At 60.3% G+C, this 23789-nt stretch carries 17 protein-coding genes; 6 read left to right on the top strand and 11 right to left on the bottom strand.

Annotation, left to right across the window (positions count from 1 at the left end; translation table 11 throughout):
- Positions 1-15 precede the first annotated feature (15 nt).
- The 6 genes from exeC to G5221_RS04715 form a co-directional block, all read right to left on the bottom strand.
- Positions 16-858 carry a GspC family type II secretion system variant ExeC gene (gene exeC, locus G5221_RS04740; protein WP_421203080.1) on the bottom strand — a complete coding sequence of 281 codons (843 nt, stop codon included), beginning with the start codon at positions 856-858 and terminating at the stop codon, positions 16-18.
- Between the two features lie 221 nt (positions 859-1079).
- Positions 1080-1766 carry a type II secretion system assembly factor GspB gene (gene gspB / locus G5221_RS04735; RefSeq protein WP_421262906.1) on the bottom strand — a complete coding sequence of 229 codons (687 nt, stop codon included), beginning with the start codon at positions 1764-1766 and terminating at the stop codon, positions 1080-1082.
- Complete coding sequence (locus G5221_RS04730) at positions 1766-3334, bottom strand: ExeA family protein (RefSeq protein ID WP_216953162.1); 1569 nt, start codon at positions 3332-3334, stop codon at positions 1766-1768. Before G5221_RS04730 ends, gspB begins: the two co-directional genes overlap by 1 nt.
- A gap of 377 nt (positions 3335-3711) precedes the next feature.
- A complete protein-coding gene (locus G5221_RS04725; protein WP_421221357.1) occupies positions 3712-4833 on the bottom strand; it encodes a beta-ketoacyl-ACP synthase III in 1122 nt (373 codons plus the stop codon).
- Positions 4834-4887: 54 nt separating this feature from the next.
- Complete coding sequence (locus G5221_RS04720) at positions 4888-6051, bottom strand: vWA domain-containing protein (RefSeq protein WP_421262905.1); 1164 nt, start codon at positions 6049-6051, stop codon at positions 4888-4890.
- Positions 6052-6054: 3 nt separating this feature from the next.
- A complete protein-coding gene (locus tag G5221_RS04715) occupies positions 6055-6897 on the bottom strand; it encodes an AAA family ATPase (RefSeq protein WP_013723987.1) in 843 nt (280 codons plus the stop codon).
- A gap of 159 nt (positions 6898-7056) precedes the next feature.
- Here G5221_RS04715 and cysK point away from each other — a divergent pair, with 159 nt between their 5' ends.
- The 4 genes from cysK (at position 7057) to crr (ending at position 11051) form a co-directional block, all read left to right on the top strand.
- Positions 7057-8025: a cysteine synthase A gene (gene cysK / locus G5221_RS04710; protein WP_076495664.1), complete on the top strand. Its 969-nt coding sequence runs from the start codon at positions 7057-7059 to the stop codon at positions 8023-8025.
- A gap of 440 nt (positions 8026-8465) precedes the next feature.
- Positions 8466-8723, top strand: a complete 258-nt coding sequence (locus tag G5221_RS04705) for an HPr family phosphocarrier protein (RefSeq protein WP_005338266.1) — start codon at positions 8466-8468, stop codon at positions 8721-8723.
- A gap of 46 nt (positions 8724-8769) precedes the next feature.
- Complete coding sequence (gene ptsI, locus G5221_RS04700) at positions 8770-10497, top strand: phosphoenolpyruvate-protein phosphotransferase PtsI (protein ID WP_266134235.1); 1728 nt, start codon at positions 8770-8772, stop codon at positions 10495-10497.
- 44 nt (positions 10498-10541) lie between these two features.
- Positions 10542-11051: a PTS glucose transporter subunit IIA gene (crr, locus tag G5221_RS04695; protein ID WP_216953167.1), complete on the top strand. Its 510-nt coding sequence runs from the start codon at positions 10542-10544 to the stop codon at positions 11049-11051.
- Positions 11052-11150: 99 nt separating this feature from the next.
- Here crr and G5221_RS04690 read toward each other — a convergent pair whose 3' ends face one another.
- The 3 genes from G5221_RS04690 to pykF form a co-directional block, all read right to left on the bottom strand.
- Positions 11151-12083: a GGDEF domain-containing protein gene (locus G5221_RS04690; protein ID WP_266134234.1), complete on the bottom strand. Its 933-nt coding sequence runs from the start codon at positions 12081-12083 to the stop codon at positions 11151-11153.
- A gap of 182 nt (positions 12084-12265) precedes the next feature.
- Complete coding sequence (gene mscK / locus G5221_RS04685; RefSeq protein WP_421262904.1) at positions 12266-15595, bottom strand: mechanosensitive channel MscK; 3330 nt, start codon at positions 15593-15595, stop codon at positions 12266-12268.
- A 150-nt stretch (positions 15596-15745) separates the two neighbouring features.
- Entirely contained in the window at positions 15746-17158 is a 1413-nt protein-coding gene (pykF, locus tag G5221_RS04680) for a pyruvate kinase PykF (RefSeq protein ID WP_031227651.1), read from the bottom strand.
- Positions 17159-17466: 308 nt separating this feature from the next.
- Between pykF and G5221_RS04675 the strand changes: the two genes are divergently transcribed.
- Together G5221_RS04675 and G5221_RS04670 are read left to right on the top strand one after the other, a co-directional pair.
- A complete protein-coding gene (locus G5221_RS04675; protein ID WP_266134228.1) occupies positions 17467-17709 on the top strand; it encodes a hypothetical protein in 243 nt (80 codons plus the stop codon).
- Positions 17710-17876: 167 nt separating this feature from the next.
- Positions 17877-18641, top strand: coding sequence for a DODA-type extradiol aromatic ring-opening family dioxygenase (locus tag G5221_RS04670; protein WP_266134227.1), 765 nt, complete (start codon positions 17877-17879; stop codon positions 18639-18641).
- 93 nt (positions 18642-18734) lie between these two features.
- Here G5221_RS04670 and G5221_RS04665 read toward each other — a convergent pair whose 3' ends face one another.
- Both G5221_RS04665 and G5221_RS04660 read right to left on the bottom strand, forming a co-directional pair.
- Positions 18735-22487 (bottom strand): AAA family ATPase, encoded by a 3753-nt coding sequence (locus G5221_RS04665; protein ID WP_266134226.1) that lies wholly within the window; start codon positions 22485-22487, stop codon positions 18735-18737.
- Positions 22484-23710 carry an exonuclease SbcCD subunit D C-terminal domain-containing protein gene (locus tag G5221_RS04660; protein WP_421262903.1) on the bottom strand — a complete coding sequence of 409 codons (1227 nt, stop codon included), beginning with the start codon at positions 23708-23710 and terminating at the stop codon, positions 22484-22486. The genes G5221_RS04665 and G5221_RS04660 overlap by 4 nt, the downstream gene beginning before the upstream one ends.
- Between the last annotated feature and the right edge of the window lie 79 nt (positions 23711-23789).

Genomic DNA, 23789 nt, shown 5'->3' with positions numbered 1-23789 from the left:
TACGACTCCAAATCATTATTCTGACAAGCGCACATAGATGTCGAACTGTTCGCCCTGCCGCTCGACGGTTACTGTCATTTCCGTTGCGCCAGCCAGCTGCTGCATCGCCTGCATGGCTTGCATGTTGTCACGCAGATCCAGTCCGTTGATGCTGATGGCCAGATCATTGGCCTGCAGCCCGCTTTGGTTGAAAAATTCCGGATTGTTGCCCGGGTTGAGGCGATAACCGGCCATGCGGCCATCCATCTGAACCGGTGAAATATTGAGGTAATCAGTGATCTTGCCCGGATCGGCCATCAGCTCGCTGCGCAGAGAGCCAAGGAGAGTGGTATTTGTTGTTTGCGGTAGCGGCTTGCCATACTCCTCGCCATCCAGCATCAGGGTCTCGTCGCGGCCATCCCGCTCTATGATGACCCGATCCGGATAGACCTGCCGGATCCGCGCCTGGGTGCCGTCAATCATGTCGCCAACCCCGTAGGAGTTCTGGATGCCGGACATGGCGATGATGGCGATGGATTTGGCCGGATCTGAGCTGGCCAACACCCCGTTGAGCTGGGCATTGAGCTGGGTGCGCGGCGCATTGGCGGCCACGGCGGTTTTTGCCTGCGCCTTGGGGATCGCCTTGCCAAACAGCGCCAGTCGGCTCACCTCGCCCAATTCAAGGCGCGGACTGCTCTGGCCGCTGACCGCCACGGTGGAGGGTTGCCACGGCTGGCTGGATTGCGGGTTTGCCAGAGTGAGCAAGCGCCAGGTGAGGGCTGCGCTCTGCTGGGCCAGCATCAGCAGCAGCGCCAGAAAGAACACTCCGGTGACGCGAGTCAAAGGAAGCTGCCGGCACCGGGCCAGCAGCAGGGTCAAGATGTCATCCCTGAATCGTAGCGTCATATTAATCAACAAATTCCAGGCTCTGGGGCGGCTGCGTATTGTGTACGGCTGCGTGCTGTGACACAACGGGTCGGGGCGCACCAAACCGTAAAAATGGATATTTCATCACACCGTAAACCTTTGAATGCTCATAAAAGTGGCACTCAGGCGAGGTGCATCCTGCTTGCCAGCGATTATCAGGGGAAGGTGTGTACTCACCCTTGCCAATCCTGCAACGCCTTGAGGGTTACGCTCTGGCCTCCGACATCCAGCACAATGTACTGCTGGTCGATGGTGGCGAGCACGACCCCGGGGGCTATTTCGCTCCCTTCCCGGTATTCGCGGCCATTGAGCACCACGGCCCGCTTGGCCGGATTGGATGAGAACACATGGGAGCCATAGCTGAATGCGGGCACTTGCTGGCGAACCGAAAGCGGAGCGGCATTCAGCGACATCAACTGGGCCGGCTGCACGCTTTGGGAAACTGTACCCGATTCCTGTTGCAGCGGTGTTTCGTTGAGGGCGCGCATCAGCTGTTCGGCCAAGGTTGGTCGACTGGCTGCCGGATTGCTGGCAGCCGCTGCGACCCTGGGCTGCTGCACTACAGGTTCCGGCAGGGGCGGGGGCAGCGGACGGGTCACCATCGCCTTGGGCTCAACCCGCACGAAGGGGGAGGCAATCACCTCTTTTACCTCCACCTTCTCCTTGATGGGACTCAGATGGATTAGATGCCAGCCATAGTTGGCACCCGCCCCCAGCAGCAGGGCAAGGGGCGCCAGCAACCAGCCGACGCGACGCGCGGGTTGCGCCTCCTCGCGGGCTATCGCCAACCCCATGGCGGGAATATGGCTCTGTTGCGAAGGCTGCTGGGCACGGCGCAGGGCATTGAGCAGGGTAGACATCAGGAGGTCTCCTCCAGTCTTGGCATGGGTTCGCCGGAGAGTGCGTTGAGCCGCAGCAGGGTGTTGCTGCCAGCGATGCCGTCAGGGGTGAGCCCCTGATCCCGCTGGAACTGCTGCAGTTTGTTCTTGAGCTCGCCATCGAAACGGCGCACCTTGCGTTCGGGTTGTTGCAATGCTCGGCTCAGAGCGTTGTCGAGCCACTGGATCTGGGTCTGTCCGGCATTGCTGGCGATCAGGCTGACGCCCCCTTTCGGCATGCGCCAGAGCAGGGTATAGCTGCCACCCCAGTTGTCGCTGAGCCACTGGCGATCCACTTGCCAGCTTTGGTTGCCGATCATCAGGCTGGCCTTGCTTGGCCCCAGATTGACCAGAGTCGCGTAGTAGAGGCCGCCAGTCTGGTCAGTGAGCGTGATCATGGCGGGATGCTGCAGGGCGCGCAGCTCCTCGAGGCTTGCCTCTCCCTCCTGGCAGCGCAGACCGGCGCGAGGGGCGTTGTCACAGGTGGCATCGAACGGTTCCGGTTCATAGCCCCAGACCCGATAGAGATTCTGCATGGCGCTCTCGGGGTCGAGGGCCTGATTGATCGCCTCGGTCAACTGTTCCTGTTGTTCGGCGGTCTCGTCAACGGTGACAGGCACCTCGACCTTGACCACAGGCCGTTCGGGGAATACGCCGAAAAATTGCCAACCCCACCAGCCTGCAGCTACCAGCAAGGCGCCAGCCAGTGTCACCATCAGACCGGAAAGCCAGCTCCCCTCATCACGGACGCCGCTCACCTCGAACGCTGCCTGGCTGATGTCGCCATGAACAATCTTGTAGCTGCCACGGGCGAAGGCGGCGAGCAGGGCGCGATCGCAGATGAGGTTGATCAGGCGCGGAATGCCGCCGGAGAGCCGATGCAGCGTCTGGATCGCTCTGGGGGTAAAAATGGGCTGCACACAACCGGCTACTTGCAGCCGGAAGCGGACGTAGGCATCCACATCGGTGGCGGAGAGGGGCAGCAGGTGGTAGCGGGCGGTGATGCGCTGGGCCAGTTGGCGCAACAGGGGCTGGCGCAGCATCTGTTGCAGTTCGGGTTGGCCGATCAGCACGATTTGCAGCAGTTTTTTCTCGTCGGTTTCCAGGTTGGTGAGCAGACGCAACTGCTCCAACACCCCGGGCAACAGATGTTGGGCCTCATCCACCAGTACCACGCTGCGCTTGCCTGCGGTCAGGTTGGCCAGCAGGTGGTCGCGGATCAGGTCGAACAGTTGCTTGATCCCGGCCTCGGCGGGGTAGGGGAGTTGAAACTCGTCGCAGATGGCTGCCAGCAGATCCCGTTCGGTCAGGGAGGGGTTGAGGATGTAGGCGATCTCGGTATCTGCTGGCAACTGCTGCAGCAGGCAACGGGAGACGGTGGTTTTGCCGGTGCCCACTTCGCCGGTCAGCAGCACAAAGCCGCCACCATCCTGCAATCCGTAGTTGAGGTGAGCAAGGGCTTCGCCGTGGCGCTCACTCATATAGAGGTATTTGGGATTGGGCGAGATGGAGAAAGGCGGTTCCGATAGGCCGAAGAACTGTGTGTACATGAGGGGATTCTTTTGTAGCCGGCGACAGATAAGAAATGTCTCCGGATGATAGCAAACCTCGAATTCATTGGAAGCCATCATTGGCAAAGGATGACAAATTGCAGCCTTTTCCTGTCATCTTGTGATCCAGATATCGCCCCGTTGCACCATGGTACTCAAAAATTGCAACCAATCTGAAAAATAAGTTTTTCATCAATGGCTTGTCGGTATGCGTTGTCACAGTAGTCCGGTGTTTTCGGATCAATAGTCATGGTCTGGCCACTATTTATGCCCGTTTTCTCCTCTCGTAAGGGTGAACCGAGAGAGGGGCTAGCGGCGAAACAGCGCCAAACCCCAATCAGAGTACAGGGCGCGGGCCACTCTCCCCGCGCACTCTGTTACTGTCGTTGTAGCAGCAGGCTACCGATGGAGTAGCCGGCGCCAAACGAGCAGAGGACGCCGCGCGCCCCCGCAGGAAGGTCGCGATTGTACAGATGAAACGCGATGATGGAACCCGCCGAGCTGGTATTACCATAGCTATCAAGAATGACCGGCGCCTCCTGCTGGCTGGCATCGTGGCCCAGCAGCTTGCGGCCGATGAACTGGTTCATGGTGAGGTTGGCCTGATGGAGCCAGAGCCGGTTCAGGCTCTCGGCGGGCCAGCCCTGCTCATCGAGCTGGTTGGCAATCTGGTCGCACACCAGTGGCAACACCTCCTTGAATACCTTGCGCCCCTGCTGGCGAAACAGCTTGTCGTCACTGTAGCGGGTACGCGGGCTCAGCCGGTTCAGAAAGCCGAAGTTGTTGCGGATGTTGTTGGAGTATTGGGTCACCAGCTTGCTGGCTACCAGCTGCCACGGATTGGCCACCTTGCAATCGGCCTCCCGCTCCAGCAGCACCGCGGTGCAGGCATCGCCGAAGATAAAGTGACTGTCTCTGTCCCGGAAATTGAGGTGTCCCGAGCAGATCTCCGGATTGACTACCAGCGCCAGTTTGGCGGTGCCTGCCGCCAGCATATCGGCGGCTGTCTTGATGCCGAAGGTGGCAGACGAGCAGGCCACGTTCATGTCAAAGGCCATGCCGCTCGCCCCCAGATAATGCTGCAGCTCGATGGCCAGCGCTGGGTAGGGGCGCGGCATGTTGGAGGCGGCGACGATGACCAAGTCGATCTCTCCCGGCTCGCGACCGGCGGCGATCAGTGCCTGCTCGGCGGCGGCCACCGCCATCTCCACCATGATGGAGGGCATCTCGTCGGGCCGCTCCGCCAGCAGCGGTTGCATGATATCGGGATTGAGTACTCCCTCGCGGCTCACCAGATAACGGCTCTTGATGCCGGATGCCTTCTCGATGAACTCGCAGCTGGAGTGCTGCTTGGCGGGAAGCTGGCCGGCATCGATGGCGGAGGCGTTCTCCTCGTTGTAGAGATCCACATACTGGTTGAAGGCGGCCACCAGCTCTTCATTGCTGACGGCAAAGGGTGGGGTATAGAGGCCTGAGCCACTGATCACGATAGAGGTCATCTTTGCTCCTCGCCGGGTGCGTTCCCGGCTTGTCGGTTTATAGGGTAGAGAGGGTTAGAGCTGGTTGATCGCCGCAGCGAGACCCGCCAGGGTCAGCGGATGCATCCGTCCGCCAACCACGTCATTCATCAGTTTGATGGAGGGATGCCAGAGCCACTCCCGCCGCGGGGTGGGATTGATCCACACCAGTTTGGGAAAGTGCTGCTGCAAGCGGGTGAGCCACACCTGACCCGACTCCTCGTTCCACTGCTCGACACTGCCGCCCGGCCAGGTGATCTCGTAGGGGCCCATGGTGGCATCCCCCACCAGGATCACCCGGTAGTCGCTGCCATAGGTGCGCAGCAGCCGCAGGGTATCGAACCGCTCCTCAAAGCGGCGGGCGTTATCCTTCCAGACGAAGTCGTAGAGGCAGTTGTGAAAATAGAAGTACTCCAGATGCTTGAACTCGTGGCGCAGGGCGGAGAAGAGGCGCTGCACCTCGGCCACGTGGGCATCCATGGAGCCTCCGACATCGAAAAAGACCAACAGTTTGACCCCGTTGTGGCGCTCGGGCCGCAGCTTCACATCGAGCCAGCCCTGGCGGGCAGAACTTTTTATGGTGTCGTCGAGATCCAGCTCGTCGGGATTGCCTTTGCGCACCCAGCGTCTTAGCTTGCGCAGCGCCAGCTGGATGGCGCGCTGGCCTAGCGGCGAGTCGTCGCTGAAGTTGCGATAGTGGCGGGCCTCCCACACCTTGGTCGCCTTGCCGTGCTGCCCTTCTCCACCCATGCGGATGCCCTCGGGGTGAAAACCGCCGTGGCCAAACGGGCTGCTGCCACCGGTTCCCACCCACTTGTTGCCACCGGCGTGGCGCTCTTTCTGCTCGCGTAATCGCTGGTTAAGGGTTTCCAGCAGCTTGTCGAGTCCGCCGAGGGATGTGAGCAGCGCCTTCTCCTCTGGGCTCAACAGCCGTTCGAACTCCTTGCGCAGCAACTCCTCGGGCAGGCTCTCTGGCAGCAGAGGAATGGCTTCCAGCCCTTCGTAGTATTCGGCGAAGGCGCGATCGAAGCGATCGTAGTGGGCCTCGTCTTTTACCAGCAGGCAGCGGGAGAGCTGGTAGAACTCGTCCATATCGACAGCGGCCAGCCGGGCTACCAGTGCGGCGTGCAAGTCCAGCAGCTCGCGCAGGCTGCAGGGGAGCTTGTGGCGGCGCAGGTGGGTAAAAAAGTCGATCAGCATGGGTCAGCTGCCGCGTCGGGCCAGAAAGGCGAGCTTCTCGAAGAGATGCAAATCCTGCTCGGTCTTGAGCAGAGCGCCATATAGCGCGGGCACCAGCTTGCCGGGCTCGCGGGCGCGCATCGCTTCGGGGGCGATATCGTCGGCCAAGAGCAGGCGGATCCAGTCCAGCAGCTCCGAGGTGGAGGGTTTCTTGCGCAGTCCCTCTACCTCGCGCAGCTCGAAGAAGAGATCCATTGCCTCGCCAAGCAGGCTCTCCTTGAGGTCGGGGTAGTGGAGTTTGACGATGGCCTGCATCTCGGCCTTGTCGGGGAAGCGGATGTAGTGGAAGAAACAGCGGCGCAGGAAGGCATCCGGCAGCTCTTTTTCGTTGTTGGAGGTGATGATGACCACCGGACGCTGGCGCGCCTTGACTCGCTCGCCGGTCTCGTAGACGTCGAACTCCATCCGGTCCAGCTCCAGCAGCAGATCGTTGGGGAATTCGATGTCGGCCTTGTCGATCTCGTCGATCAGCAGCACAGGTCGCTGCTCGGCGCTGAAGGCCTGCCACAACTTGCCTTTACGAATGTAGTGGCTGATATCGGCCACTCTGGGGTCGCCGAGCTGGGAGTCCCGCAGCCGGGCCACCGCATCATATTCGTAGAGTCCCTGCTGGGCCTTGGTGGTGGACTTGATATGCCAGGCAATGAGATCGGTGCCGAGATGGTCGGCGACCGCTTCCGCCAGCACCGTCTTGCCGGTGCCCGGCTCCCCTTTGATCAGCAGCGGTTTTTCGAGGGTGATGGCGGCATTGACCGCCATCTTCAATGCATCGGAGGCGAGATACTGGCTGCTTCCTGAAAATCCCATAACGTCGGTTCCTTTGACGATTGGCGCCCGGAGTCAGGGGCCAGAGAGAATAAGCTCTATATGTTGTAATACCATATGGTTATAACGAATAGTCACTTCTCATTCAGAAACCACAGGGTAATCTTGTTTCATCGTCGTAACAAACACAGGGATAGCACCATGAGCAAAATTTTTGAGGACAACAGCCAGACTATCGGTCACACCCCGCTGGTTCGTCTCAACCGTGTTACCAAAGGCCGCGTGCTGGCCAAGATCGAGAGCCGCAACCCCAGCTTCAGCGTCAAGTGCCGTATCGGTGCCAACCTGATCTGGGATGCCGAGAAGCGCGGTATCCTGACCAAGGGTAAGGAGATTATCGAGCCCACCAGCGGCAACACGGGTATTGCTCTGGCCTTTGTCGCGGCAGCTCGCGGCTATCCCATCACCCTGACCATGCCGGCCACCATGAGCCTGGAGCGCCGCAAGTTGCTCAAGGCGCTCGGTGCCAATCTGGTGCTGACCGAAGGGCCGCTCGGCATGAAAGGAGCCATTGCCAAGGCCAACGAGATCCTCGAATCCGAGCCGGGCAAGTATGTGTTGCTGCAACAGTTTGAAAACCCGGCTAACCCGGAGATCCACGAAAAGACCACCGGCCCCGAGATTTGGGATGCCACTGACGGCAAGGTGGATGTGTTCGTGGCCGGGGTCGGTACCGGTGGCACCATTACCGGTGTCTCCCGCTATCTGAAGCAGACTAAAGGCAAGGCGGTGGTCTCTGTTGCGGTCGAACCGGCCGAGTCGCCGGTCATCAGCCAGAAGCTGGCCGGGGAAGAGATCAAACCGGGCCCCCACAAGATCCAGGGGATCGGCGCCGGCTTTATCCCGGGCAACCTGGATCTCTCCCTCATCGATCGGGTGGAGAAGGTGACCAGCGATGAAGCCATCGAGATGGCTCGCCGCCTGATGGAGGAGGAGGGGATCCTGGCCGGTATCAGCTCCGGTGCTGCGGTGGTGGCTGCCAGCCGTCTGGCCGAGCTGCCGGAATTTGCGGGCAAAACCATTGTGGTCATCCTGCCGAGCGCGGCAGAGCGTTACCTCTCCAGCGCCCTGTTTGCCGGGGTGTTCAGCGAGCAGGAACTGCAGCAGTAACTGATCGGAATCTTTCAAAACAGCGGCGCTCCCAGGAGCGCCGCTTCTTTATGGGCTAGACTCAACCCCTGTTAGTGTCACTTGATCCTTATTTTTTGGGGTAAAATAACAAGTTCCGGAGTGAGAAAAAAAGCAGACATTCCGCTCTAAATCTCATATCCTGTGCGGCGTCACGCGGTGTTTGCTGGCTCGGTATCACAAAGTAACAAAGTGTTATTTTTCGTTATAAAATAATTTCAGGCCAGTCCTGATGCGGCTTGTAGCCCAATAACTGAAAATTGCCAACCAGCGCGCCGATTACTGCACAGAAACTTGACCTGGATTAAACCATTGCGGGTCTGCTTTCGTTACTTTACAACATATCCATACTGACACGGTGGGTCAGGTTGCTTCAAAAACGACCAATCCACCAAAAAATATCAATAATATGGGGTGAAACCATGTACGAGAAGTCTGTTGTTATTACTGCTGAAAACGGCCTGCACACCCGTCCGGCAGCTCAGTTCGTGAAAGAAGCCAAAGAATTCCAAAGCGAGATCACTGTGGTCTCCGGTGGCAAGTCCGCCAGCGCCAAGAGCCTGTTCAAGCTGCAGACCCTGGGCCTGACCAAGGGCACCAACGTAACCATCCAGGCTGACGGCCCGGATGCCCAGCAAGCTGTTGAGAAGCTGGTTGCCCTGATGGACGAGCTGGAGTAATCCAGCTTTAGATTCCTCCCCCACAGTCGTTTTAATAGGAAGGATTATGATATCTGGCATTCTTGCGTCCCCCGGTATCGCATTCGGTAAGGCGCTTCTTCTTAAAGAAGATGAAATCGTTATCAATCAGGGCAAAATCTCTGCTGATCAGATTGATGGCGAGATCAACCGTTTCCTCGAAGCTCGTACCAAGTCAGCTGCCCAGCTGGAAGCCATCAAAGAGATGGCCGGTCGCACCTTCGGTGAGGAAAAAGAGGCCATCTTCGAAGGCCACATCATGTTGCTCGAAGATGAGGAGCTGGAAGGGGATATCAAATCCTTCATCAAAGAGAACAAGGCTTCCGCTGACAAAGCCATCTATGAGGTGATCGAACAGTACGCCAAGATGATGGCCGAGCTGGATGACCCTTATCTGCGCGAACGCGCTACCGACTTCCGTGACATCGGTACCCGTCTGGTCAAGAACGTACTGGGCATCGCCGTTGTCAACCTGAGCACCATCGACGAAGAGGTGATCCTGGTCGCCAAAGACCTGACCCCGTCTGAAACCGCTCAAATCAACCTGAAATATGTGCTGGGTTTCGTCACCGACATCGGTGGCCGTACCTCTCACACCTCCATCATGGCCCGCTCCCTGGAGCTGCCGGCCGTGGTAGGCACCAACGACATCACCGAGCGCGTCAAGAACGGTGACATGCTGGTGCTGGATGCGATCAACAACCAGATCATCATCAATCCGACCGCTGAACAGCTGACCGAAGCCAAGAAGTTCCAGGCTCAGTTCCAGGCCGAGAAAGATGAGCTGGCCAAGCTGAAAGATCTGCCAGCCATCACGCTGGATGGTCACCAGGTCGAAGTGTGCGCCAACATCGGTACCGTCAAGGATACCGAAGGTGCCATACGCAATGGCGCCGAAGGCGTGGGCCTGTACCGTACCGAGTTCCTGTTCATGGATCGTGACGCGCTGCCGACCGAAGAAGAGCAGTTCAAAGCCTACAAAGAAGTGGCCGAAGCGATGCCGGATCAGCCGATCATCGTGCGCACCATGGACATTGGCGGCGACAAAGAGCTGCCGTACATGAATTTCCCGAAAGAGATGAACCCCTTCCTGGGCTGGCGTGCCGTGCGTATTTTCTTCGACCGCGAAGACATCATGCACGCTCAGCTGCGGGCAATTCTGCGTGCGTCTGCCTTCGGCAAACTGCGCATCATGTTCCCGATGATCATCTCTGTCGAAGAGTTCCGTAGCCTGAAAGTTACCGTAGAGACGCTGAAAGCCGAATTGCGTGCCGAAGGCAAAGCCTTTGATGAATCCATCGAAGTGGGTATCATGATCGAGACCCCGGCCGCTGCCGTGATGGCTCATCATCTGGCCAAGGAAGTGGATTTCTTCAGTATCGGTACCAACGACCTGACCCAGTACACCCTGGCTGTCGATCGTGGTAACGAGATGATCTCCGCTATGTACAACCCGCTGTCACCCTCCGTCCTGACCCTGATCAAGATGGTTATCGATGCGTCCCACGCCGAAGGCAAGTGGACCGGTATGTGTGGTGAACTGGCTGGTGACGAGCGCGCCACTCTGCTGCTGCTGGGTATGGGTCTGGATGAGTTCTCCATGAGCGCCATCTCTGTACCGCGTATCAAGAAGCTTATCCGCAACACCAGCTTCGAAGATGTGAAGGCAATGGCTGACCAGGCATTGAGCTTTGCCACCGCTGCTGAAATCGAAGCGTGCGTAGATAACTTTATCAAGCAGAAGGCAGTCTGCTAAGATCGGCTGCAAACAGCGACAAATCATCTTTAGGAGCTTTTACTATGGGTCTGTTCGACAAACTGAAGAAACTGGTGTCCGACGATAGCGCTGATACCGGCGGCATCGAAATCTTTGCTCCGCTGTCTGGCGAAATCGTGCCGATCGAAGATGTGCCTGACGTTGTCTTCGCCGAGAAGATCGTGGGTGACGGCATCGCTATCAAGCCGGCTGGCAACAAGATGGTTGCTCCGTGCGACGGCACCATCGGCAAAATCTTCGAGACCAACCATGCGTTCTCTCTGGAGTCCGACTCTGGTATCGAGCTGTTCGTTCACTTCGGTATCGACACCGTTGAACTGAAAGGCGAAGGCTTCAAGCGTATCGCTCAGGAAGGCCAGCAGGTCAAGCGCGGTGACACCATCATCGAATTCGATCTGGCCGTTCTGGAAGCAAAAGCCAAATCTACCCTGACTCCGGTGGTCATCTCCAACATGGACGAGATCAAAGAGCTGGTGAAGATGACTGGTGCCGTGACTGTGGGCGAGACTCCGGTTATCCGCATCAAGAAGTAATGGTCGGCTGGCCTATGCCAGTTGCCGCAGTAAAAAACCGAAGCCTGGTGCTTCGGTTTTTTTATGGTTGCGTGCGAGCTTCCCTTTCTGGCTATCAGGCTATTGTGCCGACATGACCACCCGGTTACGTCCCTGCTCCTTCGCCTGATAAAGGGCTCGGTCTGCCATCATCAGCAGATAGTCGATGCTCTCCTGACCCTTCATGCCGGCACACCCCAGACTGATGGTTAGCGCGATCTGTTCTCCTTGCCATGGCAAGCGGGTGGTACTGACATGCTGGCGCAGTTGCTCGGCACGTTGTGCCGCCTGCTCAATGCTGCAGTCTGGCAGGATCAACAGAAACTCCTCTCCACCCCAACGGGCCAGGCTTTCCCCGGGCAACAACTGGCCCGCCATGGCATGGGCGACGGCGCAGAGTGCGGCATCGCCCGCAGGATGGCCGTAGCGGTCGTTGACCTGCTTGAAATGGTCGATATCTCCCAACACCACCGAGAGGGGCTGGCCCTGCAACCAGAGAGCCTGCAGCTGTTGCTGGGCGCCACGCCGGTTGGTCAGTTCGGTGAGGGGATCGGTGCAGGAGAGGCGGCTCACCTCTTCTACCATGCATTGCAGGTCGTGGATATCGCGAAAGGTGACGATATGGCTATCCGGGATGGCATCTGCCCCCAGCTGGGCGGTGACGATAAACCAGCGAGAGTGGCCACTCTTGCATCGGATCAGCGCCGGCATCTCGGCGACCTCCAGTCCATGGTGCAGGCTCTGCTCTATCTGGTTATGCCAAGCCTGAATTACCGAGTTGCGATAGCTCTCATCGGGATAGGCGAGGTGAAACCAGCTCTCCATGTCCGGCAGATCCTGCAGCTCATAGCCCAGCTGTTCGCGAAAGGCCCTGTTGAGGAAGAGATGGCGACGCAGGGGGATCCGGTCGGGTGACATATGACCCTGGCTGGCTGTCGACTCGGACACCAGGATTGGGAGCGGGATCACATCAAAGGAGCGAAACAGAATGTGCTCTAGTTGTTGGTCATCCATGGGCGAAAACGCGGCTCCCTGCTCTCCCGTTCGTCAGCCTACATTAGGTGAGAGACCGCAGCGGGTAAACTCATTTATCACTCTCCGGCGGTTGCCTGAGTGGACGGTCGTGGCAACGGGAACATAAAAATGCCGCTCACCTGGGTGAGCGGCTGTTGTCATCAGATCAGTGCAGTTCGCTATCAGGCTGGCTGCTTGCCATCTTCCGCGGGCGGCGGCAGGGCGGCGGAGTTGGACTCCACCTTCTGCTCTTCGCCTTGCATGTTCTTGATGTAGACATCCATCTGGTTGAAGGCGATCTCGATGCCGTTCTCGCGGAACAGCTGGTCGATCTTGCGGTTCAACTCGTCCACCGCCGGGTTGCGATCCCCCAGTTCGCTCACGAAGAAGCGCAGCTCGTGATCCAGGGTGCTGGCGCCAAAGGTGAGGAAGTAGACGATGGGAGCCGGGTCTTTCAGTACCCGACTGTTTTCGTCGGCCGCCTGTTTGAGCAGGGTGCGGGTCAGTTCCAGATCCGAGCCATACGCCACGCCCACCCGCACGATCACCCGGGTGACGGTGTCACTCAGCGACCAGTTGATGAGCCGTTCTGTCATCAGCTGCTGGTTGGGGATGATCACCTCTTTGCGGTCGAAGTCGGTCAGGGTGGTGGCGCGAATACGGATCCGCGAGACGGTACCGGAGAAGGAGCCGATGGTGACGGTGTCACCGATCCGCACCGGACGCTCGAACAGGATGATGATGCCGGAGACGAAGTTGGAGAGGATCTCCTTCATGCCGAAACCGATACCGACTGACAGACCACCCGCTACCCACTGCAGCTTGTCCCACTGAACACCCATCATGGAGAGAGCGGTGAGGGAACCAAAGCCGATCAGTACGTAGTTGAGCATGGTGGTGATGGCGTAGGCGGTCCCCTGAGCCAGGTTGAGCTTGGAGAGCACCAGCACCTCCAGCAAGCCCGGCAGGTTGCGCGCCAGTGACCATGCACCGCCGAGCAGCAGGAAGCCGATCAGCACGTCACTCAGGCTGATGGGGAAGAGCACGGCGTTGGCGCCGGTGCCTTCACTGCGGTGCCACAGCACCATGCTGTCGAGGTAGGAGAAGACCGCGACCAGATCGGACCAGAGCCAGTAGAAGGCGACGCCGAAGATCAGCATCAGCACGGTACGGGTCAGACGCAGGGACTGCTGGCTGACATCCTCCAGATCCATGGGCTGCTCTTCGATGGATTCGCCACCTTCCGCATCTTCCGAAGATTTGTGCTCACGCTTGGCCACCGCACGACGGTAGGCCAGACGACGGGCAGCCAGCTCCAGACCACGCAGGGCGGTGCGGTAGACCAGGCTCCAGATGATGATGAGGTAGAAGGATTCGATCAGGCGACCGGTCAGCTTCAGCGCGGTGTAGTAGTAACCGAGCACCGCCAGCACGATCAGCGCCACCGGTGCCAGCGCCAGGGCAATGGCGATCAGCGACTTCTGCATGCTCGCCTCGCCCTTGATGCGGGCGCGGGAGATGGGGAACACCAGATAGGCGGCCAGCCCCAGCAGGGTCAGGGTCATGGCCTGACCGATCACGTCGTTGCCCAGGGTGGAGGGTTCAACCACCGCCTTGGTCGCGAGCATGATGAGCGGCAGCAGTGGCAACCAGATGTAGCGCATGCTGTTGCGCTTGGCCTGCAGCTCCGCTTTCGGGATCCGGAAGTGGGTTTCGGCGATGCCGCCCGGGCGCATCACCGCCAGATAGACGCTGAACACCAGATAACCGAGGGCGAGGTTCAGGGTGATCTGGAACATCAGCTTGGGACTGAGCAGACCGCAGTAGGTGAGCAGCAGACCGCCAGCCAGAATGAACATGCTGCCCGGCAGGCGTTGCAGCACGGTATAGAACAGGGCGCGCGGGGTATGCCACTGGCTGTCCTGACGGAAACGGCCAAGGTCCTTGGTGATCTTCTTCTCGCGCTCAACCAGCGCCGGACGTTTCCAGACCAGCAGGCCGCCGATCAGCAGCAGCGGGAAGGCGAGCAGGGAGATCCCCAAGAGCTCTTCGCGCCAGCGTTTCCAGTCCGGTTTCAATACCCAGTCGGAGGCCTGTTTGTAGGCCTGGGCGGGCCAGCTGATAAACCACTTGCTGTCGATGGGCTTATTGCTGCTTACCCAGAAGATATGTTGCTGCAGGGTAAATTCGATAGAGGCATAGACCCGCGCCAGCTGCTGCTGGGTCAGCTGCAGGCTGATGGCGTTGGTGAGCTGGCTGTCGAGTTGGCGGTTGAGCTGATCGAGCAGATTGATGCGGGTGTCGAGCAGCTTGGCAAGGCTCTCCTTGTCCTCCTCGCTGACCGGATCCTTGCTGCCAGCGATCAGATTGTCCAGATAGAGGTTCTTCTGGAACAGCTGGTCACGCTGCTGGCTCAGTTCAAACTGGGCCAGATGGAGATCGGCGATCTGCTCTTCCAGGTTTTTGACGGCGATGGTGGGCGCCGCTTCCAGCTGCTGGTAGAGCTGATAGAGGATGCGTGACAGCAGCAGATTGCCTTTGAGCATCTGCACCTGTTCATTGAGGTTGCGCTCGGTCTGGATGCCGCGCTCCAGCCAGCTCTTGGCTTGCAGGTTTTTCTGTACTAGCGAGTTGAGGCTGGTGGTGGCACCGATGAGCTGCTGGCTGAGCTGGTGATTGAGCTCCTGCTCTTTTTGCACCAGCGGGCTGTCTTCGGTCGCCACCAGTTCACCGGTCTGCTCGGCGGTTTTTTCGGTGTCGCCAAGGCGCTTGGCGCTGCTCTGATCCTGCAACAGCTGCAGTTTCTGCTCTTCGCTGGCGAGACGGGCACTCTGGTAGTCGCGCTGCTTGATCGCCAGATCCTGCATGCTGGTTCGGTTATCCAGCTCCTTTTGCAGGTGGGCCAGCTGCAGGTCGAGCAGGGCCAGCTCGGCACCGAGCTTCATCTTCTCGGCGCTGGAGACGCTTTCACCGGCGTTGAGGCGGGTACGGATCTCCTGACTGCGCTGGTAGGCGCGGCTCATGCTGGCTTGGGCGCGCTCCGGCAGGGTCTGCAAGCTGGTGAGCTGGCTGCCGATGGCGCCGAGGGCCTCTTGGGCCGCCTGCATGTTGGCCAGCACTTCCGGCTGACGGCTGTCGAGCTCTGCCAGACTCATGCTGGCGTATTCGCTCTTGATCTGCTCGGCACTCTTGCCCTTGGTCAGGGCATCAAGCTTGGCGCTGATCTCTCTGAGCTCGGTGGGCAGGTTGCGGATCCGCTGGGCCTGGGTCTTGGCCTTCGCCTCTTCCTTGTCGATGCTGTCGAGCAGTCCGAGGGTTTCGGTCAGCAACTTCTGATCCGCTTGCTGACTGACGGTCAGGGTCTCTGATTTACCCAGACCATCCAGCGCTCGCTGAACTGCGTTGCGAGAGGGGACATCTTGCGCCATGGCTTGCGGGACGCAGAGGCTGGCGAGGAGACAGAGCAGCGGCAACAGGGTGGCCGAGACTCTTTTAAAACGTATTGAGGGCATATAACTTCCGGGTTATTACGCGATATTCGGGAGATTTCCCGCATAGATTAAATTCGCGTGGATTCTAACACCGGGCTTGTCAGGTAAGCAGGGGGGAGGGACAAAAAAAACGGCGCCCGCAGGCGCCGTTTTCAACTCGTTCAGCTCTGATTAAAGAACGTGAACAGAAGCGGTGTTGGTGGTGCCGCTCGGTACCAGAGCACCGGAGACCATCACAACCACGTCACCTTTCAGACCCATGCCGATTTCCAGCGCGGCTTCTTTACCGATGCGATAGAAATCGTCGGTAGAGGCGATGCTGTCAACCACGTGAGCAACCACACCCTTGGTCAGAACCAGCTGGGCAGCAGTTTTCTTGTTGGTGGTGATCGCCAGGATCCAGGCTTTCGGGAAGTACTTGCGAATGGCCTTGGCAGATTTGCCGCCTTCGGTAGCGACCACGATCAGCGGGGCGTCCAGCTTCTCGGAGGTCTCTACGGCGCCTTTACATACGGCTTCGGTGATGCGCAGCTTGTTGCTGTCGTTGGCAGCAGACAGGTTGGACGGCATCACGGCATCGGTACGCTCGCAGATGGTGGCCATGATGGTTACGGCTTCCAGCGGGTACTTACCCTTGGCGGATTCACCGGACAGCATCACTGCGTCGGTACCGTCCAGGATGGCGTTGGCCACGTCACCAGCTTCGGCGCGGGTCGGACGCGGGTTCTTGATCATGGAGTCCAGCATCTGGGTGGCAGTGATAACCACTTTGCGGGCTTTGTTGCACTTGGCGATGATCATCTTCTGGGCGAAGATAACTTCTTCAACCGGGATCTCTACACCCATGTCGCCACGAGCAACCATGATGCCGTCGGAAACAGCCAGGATCTCGTCGAAGTTGTCCAGACCTTCCTGGTTTTCGATCTTGGAGATGATCTGGATGTTCTCGCCACCGTGGGCTTTCAGGTGCTCACGGATTTCCAGAACGTCTTCTTTCTTACGGATGAAAGAAGCAGCAACGAAATCAACGCCTTGCTCGCAACCGAAGATCAGGTCGCGCTTGTCTTTCTCGGCCAGGGCCGGCAGCTTGATGGAGACGCCCGGCAGGTTAACGCCTTTGTTCTCGCCCAGGTCACCGTTGTTCAGCACTTTACAGATAACTTCGCGCTCGGTGATTTCGATGACGTCCAGACCGATCAGGCCGTCATCAACCAGAATGCGGTTGCCGACGCGCAGATCGTTGGCGAAACCGGCATAGGTCACAGCCACTTTGTCTTTGTTGCCAACCACGGTCTGGTCGGTGGTGAAGGTGAAAGTCTGGCCAGCGACCAGCGCGACGTCGTTGCCGCCTTCCAGCTTCATGGTACGGATTTCCGGACCCTTGGTGTCCAGCAGGATAGCTGCGTGCTTGCCGGTCTCGGCCATCACAGCGCGCAGGTTGCTGATGCGGCTGCCGTGCTCGGCGTAGTCACCGTGGGAGAAGTTCAGGCGCATGACGTTCATGCCGGCGTCCAGCATTTTGGCCAGCATTTCTTTGGATTCGGTCTTCGGACCGATGGTGCAGACAATTTTGGTCTTTTTCATGTCAATCTTCATGGTTAAGGAATTTCCGCCGAGCAATATACACCAGTTTTTGGAATCTTTTTATGATCCAGAAACAACGTTTTGACCAGATAACGTTTTCTTTTCAGGGATAACGTTTTCCTGTGAGTCACATTTTAGAGCATACGGCCACAGGTTCGGGCTGAAGGGATACAAATGTTGCCATCTGTGGTTGTTTGGCCGGGTTGAGGTTCAGATGTTGTAAAATGACCACCCGTCCGCTGTCACCGTCTTGTCACCGGCTTGCGCAAAAATGTTAGTTCATTGGCGCACGGGTGAAGGAGGCCGGGATGAAAAACAGCCATGAAACCGGATGGGCTCTGCTCTTGCTGGGCGCCGCCCTGCTGCTGGTTCAGACACTGCCAGCCCGCTACTGGCCTGACAATGCCGGTCTGCTGGCGATCTTCTCCCATCCGGTGAAAGGGGAGGCGGCCGCCGAGGGATTGGCGTGGCGAGAGTGGCAGGATCACAGTGCAGCGACCCGGATGGCGCTTCGTGCAGCCCGACCGCTGCCGGAAGCGCCGCAGCCTTGATATCTATTGCCGATTACCTGTCGTGAAGGCGTGAAATTATCAACCATTAGTTGATAGTTATTATCTATCTTGCTGGATTGTTCACCTTTAATGGCAGGGGGATAATCGATTCCAACAGCGATATCCCCTCCGATATCGCCCCCTGATACCTTGTTGGAGTCCGCTTTATGTCCCTCGCCCCTGTCTGGTTTATCTCTCACGGCGCACCGGATCTGGTGCTGCGTGAGCAACCCGCCACCCGCTTTCTGCGAACCCTGCGTCTGGGTGAGCTCAAGGGGCTGGTGGTCATCTCCGCCCACTGGTTCAGCCGCGAGCTACAGATCAACGTCGAGCCCAAACCGGCCTTGATGTACGACTTTTACGGTTTTCCCGAGCCCCTCTACCGGATGCGCTGGCCTGCCAGCAGCCCCGAGTGGCTGCAACAAGGGGTGAGCGACCAGCTGGCACTGGCCGGACTGACCGCCACCCCGGTGCGGCGCGAGCTGGATCACGGGGTCTGGTCGCCGCTCTCCCTGATCGACCCAAACAGCGAGATCCCGCTGGTGCAGATCTCCATTCCCGCGAGTTTCACCCCGGCCCAGTTGTGGCAACTGGGAGAGGTATTGGGGGCGCTGCGCAGTCAGGGGATTGGCATCCTCGCCTCCGGTGCCATCACCCACAACCTGCGGGCGCTGGCACCGGAAGGTTCGCCGGTGCCAGAGTGGGCCAGCCAGTTTGTCGACTGGCTGGAGCAGAAGATGGCCGACGAGGATCGTCTGGCGCTGCTCGACTATCGCCAGCAGGCTCCAGGCGCGGTGGAGTCCCATCCCCACGATGACCACCTGCGCCCGCTCTTTGTGGCGTTGGGGGCGGCCGATGGTGTGGTGCCGACCCGGCTGCACGAGAGCTGGGATGGCGGCAGCCTCTATATGGGGGCCTACCGCTTCGGCTGATAGCCTCTCAACAAGACCCCGCCAATTGGCGGGGTCTTGTTGTTTACGGCGTGGGGGTTGAGCCGATGGTATTGGTGATGGAACTGATGCTACTCAGGGGACCACCACCCGGCTTTCGCCACCGCCGAGGGCTTCGACCCTGATCTGCACGCCAATCCGCTCCACCAGCGTCTGGACGTGGGAGATGACCCCGATCTGGCGACCGGCGGCCTGCAGGGAGTCGAGGCTGGCGAGCGCCAGATCCAGACTGTCCGGATCCAGGGTGCCAAACCCCTCGTCGATAAAGAGCGACTCGACCTGGGTCTGCCGTGACGAGAGGCTGGAGAGGGCCAGCGCCAGCGCCAGCGACACCAGAAAACTCTCGCCACCGGAGAGGGAGTCCACCGAACGCACCTCGTCCCCCATGTCGAGATCCACCACTTGCAGCGCCAGATCGGTGCCGGGTACCCGCTCCAGCCGGTAGCGCGGTGATAGTTCGGCGAGCTGGGCGTTGGCCTCCAGCAGCAGACGCTCGAGGGTGAGGCTCTGGGCGAAGGTGCGGAATTTGGCGCCGTTGGCTTGCCCAATCAGATCGCACAGCTGTTGCCAGTGATCCGCGACTGCCTGCTGGGCGGCCAGCTCCTGCTGCAGGCTGCCCGCCTTGAGAGCGGCTGCTTCGGCCTGTGCCAGCTTGCTCTTGCACTCGAACAGCAGCTCTTCAAGGGCGCGACAGCGGGCATCGAGCGCCACCAGTTGATCGCTCAGCTCTGCATCCGGCAGGGCGGCCAGCTCGGGGTGATGCTCGCGATAGCGATCCCGCTTGCTCTCCTCCAGTGCCAGCGCCCGTTGCCGCTCGGCAAGGCGGGTGCGCGCCTCGCCAACCGTATCCTCCAGCCCTTGCAGGGCAGTGCGGTGAGCCTTGAGTTCATCGGGGGTGATGGCGAGCAGGCGGCGCAGGTCGTACTCGGCAATGCCGAGGGTACTGGCGTGGGCAGCCCAGCGCCCCAGCACCTCCCGCTTGCGGCGGCTGCTGGTCTGCTTTTCCTGCTCCACATGAGTGAGGCGGGTCTTGAGTTCGGTCTGCCGCTCCCGCAGAGCGCGGGCGCCGCTTTGCATCAGCTCCAGTTCGCTGGCGAGTTGTTGCAGCCGCTGTTGCCAGCGGCTCTCGACCAGCGGGATCTCCTCGCCATTCAGACAGGCGGCGCGGCTGGTGAGCAGCCCCTGACGCTGCTGTTCGTGCTCCTTGTAGTCCCGCTCCAGCTTGTGTAGTAGCTCGCGCTGGGTCTGCAGGCGCGCTTCCTGTGCGCTCAGGGCCGGGGTGAGGCTGGCGATCTCGCTGGCCAGCCGCTCCCACTCGCTCTGGCCGTGCAGCCAGGCTTCGCAGGCTCGCTGCCACTCGTGCCACTGCTGGCTGCCGAGCCACTGGCGCCACGGTTGGCCGCCCATCTGCTCGTCGAGGCGGTGGGCGCCTTGCTCAAGGCGCTGGCGCAGGGTCGCCTCCTGCTCGCCCATCCCCTTCACTTCCCCTTCCAGTGCGATGCGCTGGCGGTCGGCCTCCTGCCACTGCTGGTCAAACTGCTGGTGCTGGGCAGCCAACTGGCTAAGTTGCTGACGCACCCCTTGCAGCTGTTGTTGGCCAAGCTGGGCCTGACGCAGCTGCTGCTGGCTCTGGGCCAACCCCTGCTCCAGCGCCTGGCCACGGCCAAGCAATGTGCTCATCAGCTCGTTCCACTCAATGGGGCTTTGGCGCAGCGGCAGCGAATGGCCGAGCAGGGTATCGCCCCCCAGCTGTTGCCAGCGCTGGGTCAGCTGCTCGGCGCGGGTTTCCAGCTCCGGCAGATGTTGCTGACGCACCGCCAGCTGGCGGGCCAGCTCCTGACGTTCGCTCTCGCACTGAATGTATTGATGGTTGAGCCGTTCCCACTCCAGTTCGAGGCTGCGGGCCCGCTCCGCCAGCTGACCCAGGATCCCCGCCACCTGAGGCTGGCTCTGGCTGTAGGGGTGCTCTCCGGAACCGCACAGCGGGCAAGGTTCTCCATCGCTCAGGATATGGCGATACTGCTCGAAGCTGGCGATGGCGCGGGACTGCTCCAGCGCATGGCGCGCCTCATCCCGCTGCAGGGCGAGCCGCTCGCGGGCGGGGGCCAGCTCTTCGCCTAGGGTGGCGAGCTTGCCCAGCGCCTGCTCCAGCTGGGCAATCTCCTGCTGCAAGCGGCCATGCTGTTCGCCGTGGTTGCGGCCGTAATCGGCCAGCTCCAGCAACTGGCGCAGCTGACCCAGCTGTTCGGTCTGCTGCTGCCACTGCTCCTGCGCCTTGGCGAGGCGGCTCTCCCACTGCTGCTCCTGCAGCTCGTTCTGTTGCTGTTGCAGCCGAGCTTGTTCATGTTGCCAGTAGTCGCGCTCCTGCTGACCTTGCTCCAGCTGGCGCAACAACTGCTGCAGGGTGCGCAGCTTGTGATCCCGCAGGGTGAGCAGCTGTTGTAGCTTGTCGGCATCCTCGGCCCAATCCTGCATGGCGGTGAGCAGGGGCTGCCACTGGCGAGCAACCGGTGCCAGCTCCTTGTGCTCTTCGAGCCAGAGTCCCCACTGCTGGTGCTGCTGCTTGAGCAGTTCTACCTGTCGGCTCTGCTCGCGCCAGCCCTGCTCCAGCGTGAGTTGCACTTCTCGCTCCTGTGCCCCCTCCTGCTGGATCTTCTGCAACTGCTGCACTTTTTCCCGGATGCGGGTATCGAGCTCCTGCGCCCGCTTGAGTTCGGGTTGCAGGGCGCCCCATTCCCGCTCGGCGGCGATCTTCTCAGCCAGCAGCTGCTGCTCGGTCAGCGCGCTCTGCTGGGTCTGCTCCTCGAGTTTGGCCAGCTCAGGCCCCAGTTCGGCGATCACCTTCTCCTGCTGCTGCACTTCCAGAGTGAGGCGGGCCAGCTCGTCGTGATCGGCGCGGGCCACCTGGGCCTGCTCGGCGCGGGCAAACTCGTCGCGCTCGGGCGCAGCGGCGCCGTGGGCCTGCAGGGCGGCATCTAGCACCGCCTGTCCCTCGGCGCAGCCTTGCAACTGGGCGGCAATGCGGCTATTGAGGTCGCGCAGATCCTGCATCAACTGCTGCTGTTGCTGCTCGTGTTTGAGGGTGGTAGAGAGGCTCACCTGCTGGCTTACCCACTGTTCGCGGGTCGCTTCATCCATCAGCGCCACGTCGCCGAGGCGCTGGGCGATGGTGGCCAGCTTCTGCTGCTCTTCCCGCGCCCGTTCATAGGTCTGGATGGAGATGGCGGAGTAGAGCTCGGTGCCGGTCATCCGTTCGAGCAGGGCGGAGCGCTCGTTGGCATCCGATTTGAGGAAGGCGGCAAATTCCCCCTGCGGCAGGATCACCGCGCGGCGGAACTGCTCCCAAGAGAGACCCACCAGCTCGTCGATGCGATCCTGCAGCTCCCGCTTGCTGCCGGAGAAAACCTGCCCCGACGCCACATCGGTCAGGGTGCGCTCCTGCGCCTGAAAGCGCCCTTCCGAGCGGTTGCGTGCCCGGCGTACCGCCCAGCGGGCCAGCCAGATGCGGCCATCACAGCCGCGAAATTGCACCTCGGCAAAGCCGCTGGCGTGACCGCGGCTGAGGATGCCGCGCACATCGTTGGCCTTGAGTTTCTCCTCGTCATCCATGCGGCCCACTTCGGCCACGTTCTTGCGATTGGCGATAAAGCGCGGCATTTCGTCGTATAAGGCCAGACAAATGGCGTCGAGCAATGTGCTCTTGCCCGCGCCGGTATTGCCGGTGATGGCAAACAGGCCGGCAGCGCCGAGCGCCCCCCTGGTAAAGTCGATGGTGAAGGTGCCGGTCAGACTGGCCAGATTCTCACCAGACAGAGACAAGATTTTCATTGGTTTGACTCCTTCACCTGCTCCAGGATCTCTTCAAACGAGGCAACCAGCCCAGCCTCGGGCTCCCCTTCAAACTGGCGCTGATAGCAGAGGCGAAACACCTCGGTGGGGGAGAGCTCATCGAGCCTGCGCCGCTCGCGACCATCGGCCAGCCCTTCGCCCGAGCCCTGATACTGGGTGCTGATGCGGGCCAGACGCACCGGCTTGTCTGCGATGGCCGCCAGAATACGCTCGCGGATGCGGGCTTCTGGCTTGGGCAGCAGCAGCCGTACTTCGAGGAAAGGCTGTGCTTCTTGTGGACAATCAGGCAGCTCGAGCGATGCGATGGCTTTGAGTGCGTCGTCGAGGCTGCTCTGGGGCAGGCGGATCATCTCCACCGCGCGGGGTACCGGGATCCGCTCCAGCCCGGCCAGTTTCCCCTCTGAAAAGGTCACTTCCAGCACCTGATGGTTGTAGTTGGCTTCGGCCAGCGAAAGCGGCAGCGGCGAGCCGCTGTAGTGCACCCCCTCGGCCGGGCTCTGGGCCAGATGGAGGTGACCGAGCGCCGTGTAGTCGGCACCGGCAAAGAGTTCGGCAGGCAGTGCGTGTTGGTTGCCGCCGAGCACCCGCCGCTCCGACAGCTCCGAGAGCTGGCCCGCCGCCAGATAGGCATGGCCCATGGCGATGAGCGGCAGACCCTCCCCGCAGCGGGCGCGCCCTTCGGCCAATACCTCGGCGTAGATTTGGCGTACCCCTTCGATCAGCCGGTCCTGCCCTTCTTCCAACGGCTCCACCCGCAGATCGCTGCTGCGCAGGAACGGCACGGCGGCGCACCAGGCAGCAATCTTGCCTTCTTTGTCTTGCAGCGGTACCAGCAGGCGGTCGGTCTCGAGCTTGCCCTCACTGTCGCGGCTGATGCTGCCCACCAGATGCAGATCAAAGGCGCGCAGCAGCTCGTGGGGGGCATCGAGCTTGGAGGGGGAGTCGTGGTTGCCGCCGATCAGCACCATGTTGAGGTGGGGCATCTCGGCGCGCAGCCGCGCCAGAAAACGGTAGAGTTGTTGCCAGGCGCTGGCGGGGGGATTGGCGGTATCAAACAGATCGCCCGCCACCAGCAGGGCGTCGATCTCGCGCGCCTTGAGGGTGTCGCTCAGCCAGTCGAGAAAGGCATCGTGTTCAAAACGGCGGTCATGACCATGAAGTTGGTGGCCAAGGTGCCAGTCGGCGGTATGGAGGATTTTCATTGGAAAGCAGCCCGGTTGCAGGGACGGTGCCTGTGGCACCCGATGGTGACAAGATGAGGATGCCCCGTGCTTTTTTCAA

This window comes from Aeromonas sp. 602200, from assembly GCF_049173895.1.
Lineage (GTDB): Bacteria > Pseudomonadota > Gammaproteobacteria > Enterobacterales > Aeromonadaceae > Aeromonas > Aeromonas veronii_A.
The sequence above is the reverse complement of the archived record's forward strand: the minus strand, read 5'-3'. Positions and strand labels throughout refer to the sequence as shown.

Excerpts from the sequence above, each read along its gene's own strand:
- G5221_RS04665 (WP_266134226.1), bottom strand. The coding sequence starts at position 22,487 with ATGAAAATCTTGTCTCTGTCTGGTGAGAATCTGGCCAGTCTGACCGGC.
- G5221_RS04705 (WP_005338266.1), top strand. The coding sequence starts at position 8,466 with ATGTACGAGAAGTCTGTTGTTATTACTGCTGAAAACGGCCTGCACACC.
- G5221_RS04660 (WP_421262903.1), bottom strand. The coding sequence starts at position 23,710 with ATGAAAATCCTCCATACCGCCGACTGGCACCTTGGCCACCAACTTCAT.
- G5221_RS04720 (WP_421262905.1), bottom strand. The coding sequence starts at position 6,051 with ATGCTGATCGACTTTTTTACCCACCTGCGCCGCCACAAGCTCCCCTGC.
- mscK (WP_421262904.1), bottom strand. The coding sequence starts at position 15,595 with ATGCCCTCAATACGTTTTAAAAGAGTCTCGGCCACCCTGTTGCCGCTG.
- G5221_RS04715 (WP_013723987.1), bottom strand. The coding sequence starts at position 6,897 with ATGGGATTTTCAGGAAGCAGCCAGTATCTCGCCTCCGATGCATTGAAG.
- cysK (WP_076495664.1), top strand. The coding sequence starts at position 7,057 with ATGAGCAAAATTTTTGAGGACAACAGCCAGACTATCGGTCACACCCCG.
- ptsI (WP_266134235.1), top strand. The coding sequence starts at position 8,770 with ATGATATCTGGCATTCTTGCGTCCCCCGGTATCGCATTCGGTAAGGCG.
- pykF (WP_031227651.1), bottom strand. The coding sequence starts at position 17,158 with ATGAAAAAGACCAAAATTGTCTGCACCATCGGTCCGAAGACCGAATCC.
- crr (WP_216953167.1), top strand. The coding sequence starts at position 10,542 with ATGGGTCTGTTCGACAAACTGAAGAAACTGGTGTCCGACGATAGCGCT.
- G5221_RS04670 (WP_266134227.1), top strand. The coding sequence starts at position 17,877 with ATGTCCCTCGCCCCTGTCTGGTTTATCTCTCACGGCGCACCGGATCTG.
- gspB (WP_421262906.1), bottom strand. The coding sequence starts at position 1,766 with ATGTCTACCCTGCTCAATGCCCTGCGCCGTGCCCAGCAGCCTTCGCAA.
- G5221_RS04730 (WP_216953162.1), bottom strand. The coding sequence starts at position 3,334 with ATGTACACACAGTTCTTCGGCCTATCGGAACCGCCTTTCTCCATCTCG.
- G5221_RS04725 (WP_421221357.1), bottom strand. The coding sequence starts at position 4,833 with ATGACCTCTATCGTGATCAGTGGCTCAGGCCTCTATACCCCACCCTTT.
- G5221_RS04690 (WP_266134234.1), bottom strand. The coding sequence starts at position 12,083 with ATGGATGACCAACAACTAGAGCACATTCTGTTTCGCTCCTTTGATGTG.
- G5221_RS04675 (WP_266134228.1), top strand. The coding sequence starts at position 17,467 with ATGAAAAACAGCCATGAAACCGGATGGGCTCTGCTCTTGCTGGGCGCC.